This window comes from Mesorhizobium sp. M1143, assembly GCF_040318435.1.
In the GTDB taxonomy this organism is placed as follows: domain Bacteria; phylum Pseudomonadota; class Alphaproteobacteria; order Rhizobiales; family Rhizobiaceae; genus Mesorhizobium.
The window spans coordinates 208,144-223,494 of sequence record NZ_JAMYMJ010000003.1 but is presented as its reverse complement, the minus strand read 5'-3'; the positions used below and the strand labels follow the sequence as shown (position 1 = coordinate 223,494).

At 62.2% G+C, this 15,351-nt stretch carries 10 protein-coding genes; 4 read left to right on the top strand and 6 right to left on the bottom strand.

Features of this window, described 5'->3' with window-relative positions:
* Nucleotides 1-53: 53 nt before the first annotated feature.
* The 3 genes from NKH35_RS04340 to NKH35_RS04330 all read right to left on the bottom strand — a co-directional run bounded on the left by NKH35_RS04340 (nucleotide 54) and on the right by NKH35_RS04330 (nucleotide 7,700).
* Complete coding sequence (locus tag NKH35_RS04340; RefSeq protein ID WP_352913442.1) at nucleotides 54-5,012, bottom strand: autotransporter outer membrane beta-barrel domain-containing protein; 4,959 nt, start codon at nucleotides 5,010-5,012, stop codon at nucleotides 54-56.
* A 408-nt stretch (nucleotides 5,013-5,420) separates the two neighbouring features.
* Complete coding sequence (locus tag NKH35_RS04335; protein WP_023704064.1) at nucleotides 5,421-5,714, bottom strand: hypothetical protein; 294 nt, start codon at nucleotides 5,712-5,714, stop codon at nucleotides 5,421-5,423.
* A 192-nt stretch (nucleotides 5,715-5,906) separates the two neighbouring features.
* Nucleotides 5,907-7,700, bottom strand: coding sequence for a PAS domain S-box protein (locus tag NKH35_RS04330; protein WP_023683170.1), 1,794 nt, complete (start codon nucleotides 7,698-7,700; stop codon nucleotides 5,907-5,909).
* A gap of 155 nt (nucleotides 7,701-7,855) precedes the next feature.
* On the opposite strand from NKH35_RS04330, the gene NKH35_RS04325 reads away from it, so the two are divergent.
* On the top strand, nucleotides 7,856-8,224 hold the full coding sequence (locus tag NKH35_RS04325) for a response regulator (protein WP_023671108.1): 369 nt from the start codon (nucleotides 7,856-7,858) through the stop codon (nucleotides 8,222-8,224).
* A 435-nt stretch (nucleotides 8,225-8,659) separates the two neighbouring features.
* Here the strand turns inward: NKH35_RS04325 and NKH35_RS04320 are convergent, their stop codons facing one another.
* A complete protein-coding gene (locus NKH35_RS04320; protein ID WP_023671107.1) occupies nucleotides 8,660-8,818 on the bottom strand; it encodes a hypothetical protein in 159 nt (52 codons plus the stop codon).
* Between the two features lie 130 nt (nucleotides 8,819-8,948).
* Nucleotides 8,949-10,949: an AI-2E family transporter gene (locus tag NKH35_RS04315; protein ID WP_352913439.1), complete on the bottom strand. Its 2,001-nt coding sequence runs from the start codon at nucleotides 10,947-10,949 to the stop codon at nucleotides 8,949-8,951.
* 185 nt (nucleotides 10,950-11,134) lie between these two features.
* On the opposite strand from NKH35_RS04315, the gene NKH35_RS04310 reads away from it, so the two are divergent.
* Nucleotides 11,135-11,368 (top strand): hypothetical protein, encoded by a 234-nt coding sequence (locus NKH35_RS04310; RefSeq protein ID WP_023683168.1) that lies wholly within the window; start codon nucleotides 11,135-11,137, stop codon nucleotides 11,366-11,368.
* 239 nt (nucleotides 11,369-11,607) lie between these two features.
* Nucleotides 11,608-12,648: an aminopeptidase gene (locus NKH35_RS04305; protein ID WP_352913437.1), complete on the top strand. Its 1,041-nt coding sequence runs from the start codon at nucleotides 11,608-11,610 to the stop codon at nucleotides 12,646-12,648.
* Between the two features lie 29 nt (nucleotides 12,649-12,677).
* On the opposite strand, the gene NKH35_RS04300 is transcribed toward NKH35_RS04305, so the two are convergent.
* Nucleotides 12,678-13,883 carry an ROK family transcriptional regulator gene (locus NKH35_RS04300; protein ID WP_027049782.1) on the bottom strand — a complete coding sequence of 402 codons (1,206 nt, stop codon included), beginning with the start codon at nucleotides 13,881-13,883 and terminating at the stop codon, nucleotides 12,678-12,680.
* A 145-nt stretch (nucleotides 13,884-14,028) separates the two neighbouring features.
* Between NKH35_RS04300 and NKH35_RS04295 the strand changes: the two genes are divergently transcribed.
* A complete protein-coding gene (locus tag NKH35_RS04295; RefSeq protein WP_352913435.1) occupies nucleotides 14,029-15,294 on the top strand; it encodes an ABC transporter substrate-binding protein in 1,266 nt (421 codons plus the stop codon).
* Nucleotides 15,295-15,351: the final 57 nt, after the last annotated feature.

Sequence of the window (15,351 nt, the reverse complement as noted above, 5' to 3'; positions counted from 1 at the left end):
GCCTTGCCGGCCCGACCCTCAAGCCAAGGTCGACATGTCCATCTCGATCGCCGCTACCATTTCACAGCGAACCCGAGTTTGGCGCCCAGGGCATGGCTGTCGCCAAAATCCTTGAGGCTTGTCCGCGCTGTCCCTTCTCCGAAGACGGCGTAGCGACCGTCCGCCCAGCTCAGCGAGCCACCAAGGCCGACACCGCCCCACAGCGCCTGATTTTCGCTGACCAGTTTCGTGCCAGACACATCGACATCATTTCCGTCGAGGAAGTCGTAGTAAAGGTTGCCGAGCCCGTAAATGTGCGTGCGGCTGACTTGCCCCGCATCGTCCACCCACTGGTCTTCATAGTCCGCGGAGAGGCCGAGGCGGCCGACGAGACTGTTGCTGCTGCCGGGCGACACGACGGCGCCAAACGGGTCGGTGAACGCGTCGAAGTCGACCGAGGAATAGGCAAGCTGGGCCTGCGGCGTCAGCGACCAGTTGCCGTTGAGGGCGATCTTCTGTCCGGCCTCCACGCTCAGCCCGTAGCCGAAACCGTTGTTGCCGTCCGCAAGCGTGGTGCTTAGCGTGGCCGACCGGATGTCACTGTCATACCATGTCGCCTCAGCCTGCGCGTCGACGTAGAAGCCACCGCTGCCGAACCAGGTGAGCGTGCTGCCGACGCCGTAGCCGGTGGCAGCGATCGACCCTGCCCCGAAGATCGAGGAGACGTCCGACGACGCGGTTCCGTAGTGGGCCGTAATCCCTCCGATCAGGGTACCGGCGTCGCTTTCGTGCAGCAGGCCATCGACGCCGGCCTGCAGCTTCCAGGTGGTCACGTCATAGTTCGTGCCGGAGGTCGACGTCTCCGGCTTGATCTCGGCATGGGCAGCTTCGATGCGCGCCCATATCGCCTTGCCGTCGACCGAGCCCTGGCCTGGCAGGTCCGCACCTTGCGGCGTAGCACCCTCGCCCCACGACCGATTGCCAATGCGTTGCTGCATGGTGCCCAGTTCATTGAAGGCCTGCAGCACCCCTTCATAGGCCTCGTACAGAGGCACGCCGGGCGAATAGAGCGGCTGCGGATCGGGATCGCCGTTGACCAGGGCCGAGCGCAGATACCAATCGCCATCGGCCGGTGTGCTGACGCCGTTCTTGTAGAGCCTGTATGCGTAGGCGCCCGCGACGACCGCTGCATCGTCTTCGAAGGTATAATTGCCGTCGAGCGAGAAGCTGCCGTTTGAGACGCCGCCGACGTCGACGATCTTGATGCCTCCGACCGTTTGGGCGCCCGACCCGCCGAAATTGACGACCTGAAGGGTACCCGTCCCTGACGTGTTGCCGGCGATCACCAGCATGTCTGTCGGCGAACCGTCACCACCGAGCGCAGCGTTGAGAACGACGGCGCCGCTATTGCCGACATAGTCGCCGCTTACGGTAAGTGTGTCGCCTGGGACGCCACCCGCGATGCGCACCGTTCCGGCGTTGCTCAGCCCCGCAATCGTCTGGGACGTGCCGGCAAGATCGAGCGTGGCGCCCGAGGCGACGGAAAACTGCGAGGAGGAACTGAACGCGTTCGCAGCGCCCGCGGCAAGCGTGCCGCCGCTGACCGTAGTGGCGCCGGTAAAGCCTGAGTTGTCCAACGCAAGCAGCAGCGTGCCTTGGCCGTCCTTGATGAACGTACCGGCGCCCGAGAGCACGCCGGCATAGCTGGCGGAGGCGACTTGGTCGAATGTGAAGGAGGCGCCGGCGCCGATCGCGACATCGCCACCGAAGCGCTCGGCTGCCGAGGCGAGGCCGCCTTGATTGACGGTCCAGTCCAGCAGCGACGTGCCTGACAGCGTCAGCACGCCGGCGCCATCCTTCATCATTGCGCCGGTGCCGGAGATATCGCCGGCGAAGCTGGCGTCCGCCGCCTGGTCGAACACGACAGTGCCGGAATTGCCGATGTCGCCACGAATCGAGGTTGCATCGCCGACCAGCGTGCCAGCGCTGACCAACGTGTTGCCGCCATAGCTGTTCGTTCCCGTAAGCGTCAGCGTGCCGGCGCCGGTCTTGGCAAGGCTGCCAGCGCCAGAGATCGCACCGGACAAGGTCAGGTCGGCCACAGTGTCGAAGGTGCCGCCGGCCGACGAAAGCGTGACGTCGCGCGCCGAGCTGAACGCCGCTGTGTTGCGCAGCGTCCCGCCGGAGAGCGTCAGGCCGCCAGCGGCAACGCCGAGATTGTTGTCGGCTGAAACAGATAGCACGCCGCCCAGGACGGTGGTGCCGCCCGTGTAGGTGTTGGCGCCGGACAGCACCAGCGTGCCCGCATCGGTCTTGGTCAGGCTGCTGGTCCCGGTTAGCACGGAGGCGATGGTGGCGGTGTAACCTGCTCCGGCCACCGTGCCGTCGCCGACCCGAATGATGCTCTCGCCGCCAGCGCCATCAAGCGTGATGGCTTCGCCTTCGATGCGGTAGCCATCGGCGGCGAATTGCATGCCCGTAATCGCAAGCGCGCCGGCGCTGCCGTCGGCGATGACGGTGCCGCCGAGCGTCTGGAAGATGGCGAAGCCGGGCTGCGGCTTCATCGCGCCAGTTACCAGGCCGGTGCTCGTCGTCCAGTTCAGGCTTGTCGCCGTCCACGTGCCGTTGCCGCCGTCGACCAGATCGTTGTTGGCATTCCCGGCCGCGTCACCGTCCCAGAACAACAGGTCGTTACCGACACTGCTGATAAGATTGACCTGGTTGGCGACAGAAGTCTGCACCGTCAAATCGGCCGCCGTGACGCCGGCCGGCAGATTGCCGAGTTCGAGACCATTGTCGGTGAGGGCGCCGCCATAATTGATGAGCCGGTAGACGCCAGGGCCAAAGCCGCCTACATCGGTGATGTTGAGGCTGCCGTCCAGCGTCAGCGCTCCGGTCACCTCGATCAGGTCGTTGACACCGCCGCCGACAATTCCTGCCTGGCCGAGCTCGTAGTCGAGCATAGAACCGGAGCTCAGGCTGAGCGATCCGACCGTAAGCGTACCCGGACTGGAGCCGGGGGCCAGCACGCCGCCATCGGCGACGATCACCGCGCCGCCTATCGAGCCGGAGCCGCCCAGCGTGCCGCCGCTGTTGACCGTCGTTTCGGTATTCCCAAGCGAACCTTCGACGACGAGCTTGCCCCCGTCGACCGTGGTGCGGCCGGAATAGGTGCTGTCGCCGTTGAGCACCAGGGTGCCGGCGCCCTCCTTGTAGACGCCGCCCACGCCGCTCAGCTCGCCATTCGCGGTCAGCGTCGTACCCGCCGCCGCGCGGAAGTAGCCATAGGCGGAAGTGAGCTTGACATCGCGGCTCATGGCGAAGCTTGCTGTCGTGCCGAGTTCGCCGCCGTCGAGTGTCAGCAGGCCCGTAGCGGCACCCAGATTCTGGTCCGACGCGACCGAGATGCTTTTGCCGGTCCCGACCTTGGTGCCGCCGCTGTGGGTGTTGGCACCGGTCAGCGTCAGCGTGCCGAAGCCTTCGATGTCGACGCTGCCCGAGCCGGAGATATTTCCGCCGAAGGTGTGGGGGCCGAGGTCGAGAAACGAGACAGCGCCGTTGTCCAGGATGTCGCCACGGATCGCCACGGTGTTGCCGGCAAGCGTTCCTGCGTTGACGATGTTGCCACCCGTATAGCTGTTGGACAAATTGCTGACGTTGAGCGTGCCGGCGCCGCTCTTGACCAGTGTGCCGGTGCCGGTCACCTGGCCTGACACGTCCAACTGCGTGCCTGCCACCGTGTCGAACCCGCCGGTCGAATTGATCAGGACATTGCGATTGGTGGCGAAGCTGGTGGTCGTGCGCAACGTGCCGCCGTCGAAGGTCAAGCCGCCCGAGAGGGCGCCCAGATTGTTGTCACTCGAAATTTGCAGGGTCCCGCCGGACAAGGTCCAAGGCGTGACGGCAGTTGTCGTCCCCGTTAGGGTCCAGGTGCTGTTTCCGGTTTTCTCGTAGAACCCAAACCCGTCATATTTGGCGCCAGCACCGATCTGCGACACACCGAAACTGGCGCTGATATCGCCACCCAGCTTGAATGTATCCGCGGCGCTGAAAGCGACCACATTGCCTATGATGGTGGAGCCGGCCTGAATCTCCAGCGAATTGACGCCGCCGGTGAACTGGATGGCTTTGCCGGCTGCCGGCGTTCCGCCACCGGTGCCGACGGCACCGCCGCTGATCGTACCCGCATTGATGACCGCGATGTTGGCGCCCTTGATCCCTGCGGCGCCATCGCCGCCTGCCAAGGAGCCCTGACCGCCACTGCCGCCAACGATCGTCGCACCTAGCTTGTTGATGACGGTTCCACCTGAAAGCAGCAGAACAGCGGCGCCACCGTCCCCACCGCCGCCGAGAACTGTTCTTCCACCGGCACCCCCGAGCAGATTCCCGCTGTTCTGGATTGTCCCGCCGCCCATCAGGACGATGGCAGCTGCGCCGCCGCCACCACCTGCTTGGACCCCAATTGTGGAAAGACTCGTGCCGCCGGTAACGCTGCCGCCCGCCTCTACAAACACGTTTGCGGACGAGAATATGCCGACGCCGCCACCACCGCTGCCGCTGTTGCCATTGGTCCCACCTCGGCCGCCAGTGCCACCACTCACCGATCCTGTGCCAGTGACTGTAACGTCGGCCGTGGCACTGACGCCCACACCGCCACCGCCACCGCCGCCGCTCCTGACGACGCCATTCGTGCCAGGGGAGCCCAAAGCGCCGGCCCCGCCGCTGATGCTGGTTGCAATGGTCCCGTCTGTCGAGATGACCAGACCCGTAGCACCAGTGGCACCGGCAACGCCATTTGGGTTGTTGGCTGTCCCACTTACCGCTCCCGATCCTCCTGGCGCCCCGTCACCCGTCGTGAGGTCAATGCCGCCACCACCGCCACCAGCGGTCGCGCCATTGGCGGCATTCTGACCCGTGGCACTCGCGAGCGCGCCGTCAACGCCACCTTGTCCAGCGCCTGCGCTGCTACCATTGCCGCCATCGGCCCGAGCCGGCGCGGCGCTCAGCGCAAGGGCAACAGTTAGGATCGTCAAGGCGGAAGTGCCGGAGCGAAGCGACACGACTTGCGGCAAGCGCGCGAGATGCAAAACCCAAAACCCATCACGCGCAATCCGCTCCGCCATGCCTAAGCTCCCTGATTCCTGAGTGCGCGAAGGCAGCATGAAAGCTATTCGCCCGCAAGAAGTTTATAGTCGTGAGAGCTACCAAGAAGCTAACGGTGATCAGTAAAATGAAGTCTGCGACTTTTGAGCGACAGAAAATAGTCAATATTAGATATAGCTTATTAAACAGAGACCTTACGGAATCGCGAGAACAATCTCGCTGCATGAATTTATGCGGAAACGTTCGGACCTCCTGGGCCCAGCCGATCCCATCGGGCGGAGGTGAGTTTCGCCTCTACGGGGCGATGAGGCGCTAGGCTGCCCCTTGGGCGACCCTCACTATCCTGCAAGAAGTGATTCTGTAATCGACTCCCACTCTGCGTCTAGCTTGCCAGTTGCCACAGGCTGCCCGGCGCGGCGGTACCAGTAGGCTGCATTAGAAAGGTCGCCTTCTTTGCGGTGCAGATAGGCATGAACCCATACAGAGGCCGGATCAGATTCGTTGGCCTGCACACACTCATGCGCCCGCTCCCAATCGCCCTGTCTATCCCACCATAGAGCGTGGAGCGCCATCCCAAGATTCGCCGGGGGCTCTACACCCTGAAGGGTCGCACGGAACTCGTCGATGTCCATAGTTACCTCGCCTCTGGCTACGCCGGTCCTGTCCCGTTCCGTGCAACGAAATGCGCCCTCTGCCGGTGATTTGCTCTGCCGACTTTAGCAATGGCTCTGGCGATCTTTAGCGGAAACGGGGTTTTCGCTCGGCAAAGGCCGCATCAAGGGCTTCCAATTGACGAATGCTCGTTGCAGGGCTGCTTCCTGCTTCTAAGCTTCATGGTCGGCAGAAGCTGCCACGGAAACCAAAGGCGCTTCCAGGCTCCATGTTATGCCATGCGGACCGTGTTCGAGAATTCCCTGCCCACTGACCGCTGCGGGCGCAACCCGCTTCAGCACAACGGTTCCAAAGCCACCTTGTCCGACAGTCTGGACCTGCGGACCATCGGATTCGGCCCAGGTGAGGTGAAAGAGCCTCGAAGCACCGGAACCGGTGATGCCCCATGTGACCGAAATCCGGCCCTTGTCCCCTGAGAGCACGCCGTATTTGGCCGAGTTGGTCGCCAGTTCGTGGAAGGCAATCCCGAGATACTGAACTGCGTTGGGACTGAGCACCAATGATGGGCCCGACATTTCGATCACATCCCCCCGCGGGAAAGGCTCGACCTGGGCCGCCAAGAGGTCGCTGATCGTGGCACCCTTCCAATCCGCCGAAACAAGCAGGTCGTGAGATCGCGACAACGCCATGATGCGCTCGCGCACCTGGGTTTCAAAGTGTTTTGGCGTCTCCGATCGCTTGTTGGTCTCCCGGATCATCGACAGGATGACCGAATACTGGTTTTTCACCCGGTGGTTGACCTCGCGCATCAGCATGCGGATGCGGTATTCATTCTCCTTCGCCGACGTGATGTCTCGCGCTATCTTCGATGCGCCGGTGATCTGCCCGGTTGCGTTACGCACGGGCGATATCGTCAGCGAAACCGGAACCAGGCTGCCATCCTTGCGCAGGCGGGTCGTTTCGAATGGTTCGACGCGCTCGCCGCGGCGAATGCGTTGGAGGATGCGGGGTTCCTCGTCCTGATGGTCTTCGGGGATCAGCATGGTCACCGACCGGCCAATCGCTTCGTCGGCGGTATAGCCGAAAAGCCGTTCGGCGCCGTGGTTCCAGCTTTTTATGATGGTGTTGAGATCCTTGCTGACGATAGCGTCAAATGAGGATTCCACGATCGCTGACAGGTGCTGCCTGGTTTCTTCGGCACGCTGGCGGTCCGTCAGGTCCAGCAGCATGTTGACGGCGCCAATCAGAGCGCCGTGCTCGTCCCGCAGCGGTGTCGGGTAGGGCAGGAACGGAAAAAACGATCCATCGGGACGCTGCGCAACAGCTTGCTGATTGCGGACCGGCCTGTTCTCCTTGAGCGCGATGGCCATCGGGCATTCATCGTGCGGCAATTCCTTGCCGTCGGCACTGAACAGCTTGAACGTCACACACCATTTATCCTTGCCGACCTCAGGCTCCCTGCCTGCCAGATCGGCCGCGGCGCGGTTGTAGTAGGTGATCGTCCCATCCTGATCGGTCGTGTAGATGGCGACGGGTAGGCCGTCGAGTATCTGGTGATAGGTACTGTCATGCTGCCTGAGCTCCGAGCGGGTGTGCACCAAGTCGGTTACATCGACCGTGAAGCACCGGGTGTTGATCAGCTTGCCGTCCCGGAAATGTCCGCTTGAGGTGACTTCGACGTGCTTGATCGATCCATCGCTGGCCCTCAATCGCGCCGGATATCTTACGATCTTCTCGCCATTGGCAAGGCGACCCAAAATGTCCTCTATGACGTCCCGGTCGGGATAGAACTCGGCGATGTGGCAACCGAGGTAGTCCTCTGCGGGATAGCCGAGAAGGTCGAGCTCAGCCTGGTTGGCATGCACGATTACGCCGTCTGCGTTCACCAGATGGAGGGCAACGGCGCCGTTTTCGAAGAAATCCTTGTAATCGAAATCCAGACCGTCATTGCTGGACACCCCCGGGTTTTCGAAGGCGACAACATTCGCCTGTGTTGCTTCATGCATCCCAAACACCTTGTCCAGTCCAACCAAATATAATGCGGCTTGGATCAGTTGGTTCCCATTGCTCGCGGTCTCGACCCGCTGCGTACGGGAACCGGACCCTAAAAGGGTCGTAGCCTCGACTCGTCTTCCATCTACAAACGTGCGATCATCCGCGCATGGGCAAACCCTTGGTCCTTGTCGTCGACGACGAAGCCTTGATAGCACTGGATATGGAGTCCACTCTTTCGGAGGCGGGCTTTGCCGTGGCATTGGCGGCGACATGTTCCCAGGCGAAACGTTTTCTTGCGGACCATACCCCCGCCGCAGCGATCCTGGACGTAAGGCTGTCGGACGGCGAGGCTGTTGACGCGGCAAAAACCTTGGCAGGGCGGGCGGTTCCTTTCATCGTCTATTCCGGCCTGGGGCTCGAGGAAACCCCCGAAGCGTTCTCGTCCGGCGTAAGAGTGATGAAACCCGCCGGACCTGCAGAGGTGGTCCGGGCTCTCAAAGCGATGACCGCCGGGCAGCAGAAGGCGACGGGATAGCCGTGCTCTGAGCACCTTCGGTCTAAACTAGCCAGGCGCTGCCGGAGCAGCTGCCGTGCCTCACGGAGCAGCGAATTGCGGCCGGTGCCGATCAGGCGAACAAGGTCGCGCGCTTGATCCTCGGTGATGCCGGTCTCTTTGGCAGTTGACAGCACCAGTGCTTCATTCCCTTCCACTTTCTTAGGGTTGTGCTCGTCCTTGCCCGTGCTGATCATGCCTTCTCCATCGGCTCAACGCCAGGATCTGAGACTCATTCTTCGACGCACGGTCAACCTCGCTGTGCCGCGTTTGAGCGACAGAGATAGCGGCTCAATTATTGCGTTGCCAGAAACGATCCTGGCAACAGCCAAGTGGCCGGGTCCGTTCGTACGATAAAGCGCCCCGCGCAGGGACGGCGCCAGCATGGGCCAGATCGACCAGACAGATTGACCGGTCCTATGCCTCTCCGAAATCGGTTTCGTTTCTTGACGTCGGTTGCCGCTCGTAGTCAACGGGCGGCGGCAGGAGCATGATTTCGGTCTCCTTGCGGCCGAACTCTCTGCCGATCTGGAACGCTGCATAGATCGCGCCAAGGCGGATAAGGAATCTAAGCATGGGGGGTCTCCTTCGACGTTAGGAACCGCAAGGCCGCGAGATTGTTCCATGGCTTGCGAGTGGGGGACGATCTTGCCGTCTCACCAGGCATTCCAGCGCCGGCGCGGCAATCTGAGACATGGCGGTGCGGCTAGGCTGTTGCGGCCGTTGCCTGGGCCGGGATCCGTTTTCGAGGGGCCGGACGGCGTCGATCGCGGCGTTTCGAAACGACTTTGAGGGGAACGGCCGGCGCTGGAGAAAGTGCGCCAAGCACAGCGTTGACCATGCCGTGCGCTACGAAATCGGCGCTGATGTCGGCGGCCAAAGCTTGCCTTTCTTGCCCGACATCGCCCTGCTCCGCGTCTGACCAGAACACAATCCCAATTCTCAAACCTGCCTTGGCGCGCTTCAGTCTCCGGACCAGAAAGCGGGCATGCTTGAGCGAATCCCGGTTCAGGAAACCGACCACGACGGTGTCGATCGCCTCTAGTTCGAGACGACGAATACCTGCCGGCTCCATATCGACAAAACTGGCCTTCGCCACCGTAGCACCTTGCACCTCCAGCACCTGAGCGAGCATGGCGGCAGCGGCATCGTCGAGTTCGCCGCGACCGCCGGCACAAAGCACCGACATGTCCTTGCCGTCGGGCAGCTCGATCTCTTCCTCTTCGACGCCATCTGTTTCCCTGCTCGAGCTCCCTTCCGCGGTGGTTGCCGGCGCATCTTCCTCGCTTGCCTCTTCCTGTGCATCGTCGGCAAGATTTGCCACAAGAATTTGGGCGCTCGCCGCCACCTGCCTTCGCTGTTGATCGCCCATCACGCCACGCATGCGGTCCTGCTCGCCCAACAGGAGAGCAGGAATGGCGACAGTGTCGTAGAAATCGATCAGGTACTTCTCCTCGAGGATCTCCTCGGCATGGTCAGTGGCCTCGTCGGGATCGCCGGCCAGGAGCCGTTGATAGAGCCGGGCGTGAGATTCAAGGACGGGCTCGTTGCCAAACAGGACGTCGAGAAATTCGAACTGCGGAACATGTCGCCCGAGGACGACGAGGCAAACTGTCAGCGGCGTCGAAAGGACCAGGCCGAGCGGCCCCCACAACCATGTCCAGAAAATTGCCGCAACGATGATTGCCAAAGGAGAAAGTCCCGTGCGCGAGCCATAGAGCCACGGTTCGATGACGTTGCCGGTTACCAATTCCATGACGACAAACAGTGCGGCGGTCCACAGCACCAGCGACCAGCCGGGCGCAACCGCCAAGGCCAGAAACAAGGGCAGCAGCATGCCGATAACAGGGCCGATATAGGGAACGAAGCGCAGCGCCAGTGCCAGCAACCCCCACAGCAGCGCGTTGGGAATGCCGAGCACCCAAAGGCCAATTGCGATTGGTATCGCGTAGACGATATTGACCACCAATTGCATGATCAGATAGCGGCCAACCCGTTTGCCGGCATCCTGCAATGCCTGCGTTGTGCGATGGAGGTCCCCATAGCCGACGAGGCGGATAAACCGGTCGCGCAGATCCTCGCGCTCAAGCAACATGAAGATGACGACGATGATGATCAGGCCAGCTGATGCCAGCGGGCTGATCAACGGTCCGATGATGTTCTGCAATACCTCCAGAGGTCTCTCGCGGGCGACGATCTCGACGGGAACAGGCTCGCGCCGGGGCTTGTCGGCCGCAGGCGGCGCCACATCCTGCTTGTCGATCTCCTGACCGACACGCTCGATCACCCCGCTCAGCCTGGCAATTATGCCGCCACCAACGCCCGTCTCCTTGAGGGAACGTACCTTGGTCAGAATGTTTGTCTGGTAGACGGAAATGTTCTGAGCAAGCTCGCTTACCTGGGTCGCAACAATGAAGCTGAACAGGCCCAGGGCCGCGAATGCGCCAATCACGCTCAGAAGCACTGCGGGCAGCCGAGGCAAGCCGACACGCTTCAGTGCGGAGACCATCGGCACCAGCGCAAAGGTCAAAAGCAGCGCGATGGCAATGGGAAGGAACACCTCACGACCGAAATACAGCGCAGCTACTGTCGTGACGATGGTTGCCACGGTAGGCAGAGCTGTGCGCGGATGGGCATTGCCTGCCGCAAGAATCCGTCCTAGCCCTCGCTCGGACGATGAGATGTCGTTTCGACGATTGGCAGCCACGTGATTCCCCCCGTTTCCTAGCGATAGTTAGACCCATTCGCCTGCCGGGCAATGTTTAGCAGGGCCGAATACATACGTTTTGCGGTTTTGCGCCCTGGGCGCTGTGCTCTGACGGTTCAGTCGATATCGTCGGAGCCGCAAATCTGTGGTAAAGCCGCCGCCCAACCAACCAAAGGACGACATCTGTGAGCGAACCGACTGTGGCTGAAGCGACCGAAAGTATCTATGCCTCGCTGCGGGCGGACAATGCCGACATCGACGCCCATATCGCGGAGCTCAAGGCTGCGCTGACACGAGAGGGCGCAAAACAGGCGGTGTTCAATCCGGCCAAATTGGCCCAGAACAACCGCTCGGGCCGTAAGTTGATGCAGGCTTATTTTCGCCAGCGCGGCGTGAGCGTCAGGTTTTCGGACCAGTAGCGCGCGGCAGCTTGGGGGAACCGCGTCTCGACGGACGGTCCGTATCTCGCCCGCTCCGCCCTGCGGTGGACTTTCGTCAATCCTAGATCGAATGGCCGCCTTGCCCTGCCCAGGTCGGTGTCACCCCCTGCCCCTGCAGCTCTTGACGGAAACCGGTGCCTCCTGTTTGAGGTGGACCAGGACGTTTGCTGCATGGGGAGATGGGCAAGGGTGGGCAAACAGTGAAGCGCGTTCTTCAGATGCTTGCCGCGGCGATCATCGCGTCCGGGGCGACCGGCTGCACGAGCATTTCCTACTACGCGCAGTCGTTGCAGGGTCACACGCAGATCATGGCCGCGCGCAGGAATGTCGGGAAACTCATCCTTGACCCTTCGACGCCCGAGGCATTGCGCGCGAAATTGACGTCGGCCAGCGCGATAAGACGGTTTGCGACGGATGAACTGGCATTGCCCGAGAACAGCAGCTACCGCAGCTATGTCGACATCCATCGCGATGCCGTGACCTGGGCCGTTTTTGCCGCGCCGCAATTCTCGCTTGCGCCACGAACATGGTGCTTTCCGGTTTTCGGCTGCGTTCCATACCGGGGTTATTTCTCCCGGAAATCCGCGGCTGAAAGCGCTGTCGAGCTTCAAAGACAAGGCCTCGACGTCTATGTCTCGGGCGTCACCGCCTATTCCACGCTTGGCTGGTCGAGTGACCCGCTGCTGAGCACCATGCTGCGTCAGGACGACACCTATCTCGCAAGCCTTGTTTTTCATGAACTGGCGCATCAGCGGCTTTATGTGGATGGCGATTCCGCATTCAACGAGGCATTCGCCGTTGCCGTCGAAACCAGCGGCGTCAGGAAATGGCTGCGCGCCGCCGGCGACTGGGCCGGATTGCGCCGATACGAAGCCGACCGCAAACGCAGCGCCGATTTTCTCGGACTGGTGGCGAGGACGCGCGACGAGTTAAGGCAGGTCTATGGTAGTCCCCGTACCCCGGAGCAGATGGCGACTGCCAAGGCAGCCGCGATCGAGAGGATGCGGGCGCGCTATCGGCGGATGCGCGACAGGCACTGGGCGGGATCCCGGGGATACGACGCCTGGTTCGCTGCCCCGATCAACAACGCCAAGCTCGCCGCAACTTCTGTCTACGGTGAACAGGTTCCGGCCTTTCTTCGCTTGTTCGACCTGTGTTCCGGCGACTATCCGAGGTTTTACGCTTCTGTCCGGCGGATCGCGGATTTGCCCAAATCGTCCCGCGCCGAAGCGCTCAAGGCTGCGGGCACATGCAATTGACTTGAACAAGCACAGGCAGGTCCTGACGATCACCCCAGCGACAGTTCCTTCGTCTGGTGTCTCAAAACGAGGCCGACCGCGCCCAGCAAGGCATCGTTCTCGGTGTGCTTGCCAACGATGATGCGCGTGCGCAGGGCGGGAGCGATATCGCGGGACTTGATCAGCGTATGGCGTTCATAGGACGCGATCAGCGGCGTCAACAGAATGTCCCCTGCCAAAGCCATGTGGCCGCCGATGATGATAAGCGGCGGATTGAGCACCGAGCCGATCAGGCCGAGACCCCGGCCGGCGATCTCGGCGGTATCCTCGATCATCCGCAACGCCCTGACGTCGCCCTGCTCGGCCATGGCGATGACATCGTCCATGGTGACTTGCCGCCCAACGACACGCGAAATCTGTTCCAGCGGCCGGGTAAAACTCGCGTAGAGCTCCAGGCATCCGCGATTGCCGCAGCGGCAAAGGTCGCCGCCGGGATCGATGCTGATGTGCCCGAATTCGCCGGCGCCGCCTGCGACGCCCGTCACCAGCCGGCCATGCTGGACAATGGCGCCGCCGACACCCAGATCGATCTTGAACAGCACGAAATCGTCCTGGCCGACGGCCGCACCCCACATCAGCTCGGCAATGGCCGCGCAGTTGCTCTCGTTGTCGGCGAAGATCGGCTGTTCCAGGACGGGTCCGAACACATCTCGTATGTTGACGCTGGCCCATGTTGGAACCATGCTGGCGCGCAGCACCACTCCATCGCGGCTGACAGGGCCGGAGACGGAGACACCAACCCCCAGGAGCCCCGCTACCGGCAGACCGTTTTCCCTGTAGGATTGGGCAATCGCCGATTTGACCGCCTGGGCCGCCTGTTGCGGCTGGTAGTCCAGCGCCATTGGAATATTTTGTTCGGCAATGACGGAATGCGAGACATCGGCGACGATGAGCCGTATCTGCTGAAGAGCCAGGTGAATGCCGACGCAGGTGCCCGCTGTCGGATTGAGCGTCACCGCCGCGGCTGGCCTGCCGATGCCTCTGATGCCGTCGCGGCTGGTCGGGGCTTCGATCACCATTCCAGACTTTTTCAAGCCGTTAAGCGCGGTTGACACCGTCGAGCGCGCCAGACCGGTGGCGCGTGCGATCTGCAACGCGGAGAGTGCGCCGCGCTCGCTCAGGCAGCGCACGATCATGCTCTCCGGCGACGCGGAGGGTCTGTCGATCAGCCAGGTTCTAAGCGAAGGTTTTGTCATGGCTCAACATAAACATCGTTGACTGATAGCTCCAATATGTCATCTTGGAAAGAACTCGAGATTGACGCATCTCGCCGGCGGCGGCTTCAAACCACGGCCATAAGCGGTCGAGACGAACCGTGCAACACGATATGGGAGTGAAACGATGAAGTCCGTCATGACCGTGCTTGCGGCCGCTGCTGCGTGCACATTTTTCGCCGGAACAGCCTTCGCCGAGCCCAAGACCAACCTTTTGCACCAATGGGCGACCGGATCGGACGCCCAGGCGATCGCCAAGCTCGGCGAGATGTTCACGGCCAAGGGCGGCAAATGGGAACAGACCTCGATTGCCGGCCACACCGCCAATACGCTGGCCAAGCTGCGCGCCGACGTGATCGCCGGCAATGCCCCGCCTGCCGTGCAGCTCAAGGGCCCTGAGATCGCCGAATGGAACGAGACCGGCATGACCGCCGATCTCGACGAGTTGGCGGCCTCGGAAGGGTGGGAGAAAGTGGTGGCGCCGGAATTGCTTCCGGTGATGAAGCCGACCGGCAAATGGGTCGCCGCGCCCATGAACATCCACCGCATCAACTGGCTCTGGGCCTCGCCCAAGGTCATGCAGGCGGCCGGCGTGGCGGAAATGCCGAAGACCTGGGCCGAGTTCAATGCCGCCTGCGACAAGATCGTCGCCACAGGCAAGATCTGCATCTCGCATTCGACCGCCGACTGGACGGATTCGACGGTGTTCGAGGTCGTGCTCTACGGCCAGGACATCGATCTCTACCGCAAGGCCTTCGTCGAAGGCGATGTCGAGTCCATGCGCAGCCCGGGGATGGTCAAGGCCTTCACGCAGATGCGCCTGATGACGAGCAGGTACATGGATCCGGGCATGGTCGGCCGCGACTGGGATTCGATGTCGGCGCTCGTCGGCAAGGGCGACGCGGCGTTCCACATCATGGGCGACTGGACGATCGGCCTTTTGACCGCCGCCGGCTTCAAGGAAGGCACCGACTATGTCTGCGCCCAGGCGCCGACCGATTGGGGCAAACCCGGCTTCATCCTCAACTCGGACTCGGTCGTGTTCTTCAAGCAGAAGGACCAGGATTACATCGACGGGCAGAAGCTGCTGGCCAGCCTGATCCTGTCGCCCGACTTCCAGACGGTCTTCAACCAGGCCAAGGGCTCGATCCCCGCACGCCTGGATATCGATCTGTCGAAGGGCTTCAATCCGTGCCAGCAGCTCTCGCAGAAGGATCTCCAGGCTTCGATCAAGGACGGCACACTGGTCCGCTCGATGGCCCACAACATGACCATCCCGCAGAAGATGCGCGGCGCGATCATGGACTCCATTACCGAGTTCGTGGCGACGCCGGACATGTCGCCGGAGGATGGCGCCAACGCGATGGCCGACGCGGCGGAAGCACAGAAATAGATGGCAATGGCCGGGCGCCATCCGCACCCGGCCATCCGCCATCCCGGTCCCGCGCTC

Bases quoted from the DNA above. Each gene is read 5' to 3' on its own strand.
- NKH35_RS04335 (WP_023704064.1), bottom strand. From the start codon at position 5,714: ATGGACATCGACGAGTTCCGTGCGACCCTTCAGGGTGTAGAGCCCCCG.
- NKH35_RS04330 (WP_023683170.1), bottom strand. From the start codon at position 7,700: ATGCATGAAGCAACACAGGCGAATGTTGTCGCCTTCGAAAACCCGGGG.
- NKH35_RS04325 (WP_023671108.1), top strand. From the start codon at position 7,856: ATGGGCAAACCCTTGGTCCTTGTCGTCGACGACGAAGCCTTGATAGCA.
- NKH35_RS04320 (WP_023671107.1), bottom strand. From the start codon at position 8,818: ATGCTTAGATTCCTTATCCGCCTTGGCGCGATCTATGCAGCGTTCCAG.
- NKH35_RS04305 (WP_352913437.1), top strand. From the start codon at position 11,608: ATGCTTGCCGCGGCGATCATCGCGTCCGGGGCGACCGGCTGCACGAGC.
- NKH35_RS04300 (WP_027049782.1), bottom strand. From the start codon at position 13,883: ATGACAAAACCTTCGCTTAGAACCTGGCTGATCGACAGACCCTCCGCG.
- NKH35_RS04295 (WP_352913435.1), top strand. From the start codon at position 14,029: ATGAAGTCCGTCATGACCGTGCTTGCGGCCGCTGCTGCGTGCACATTT.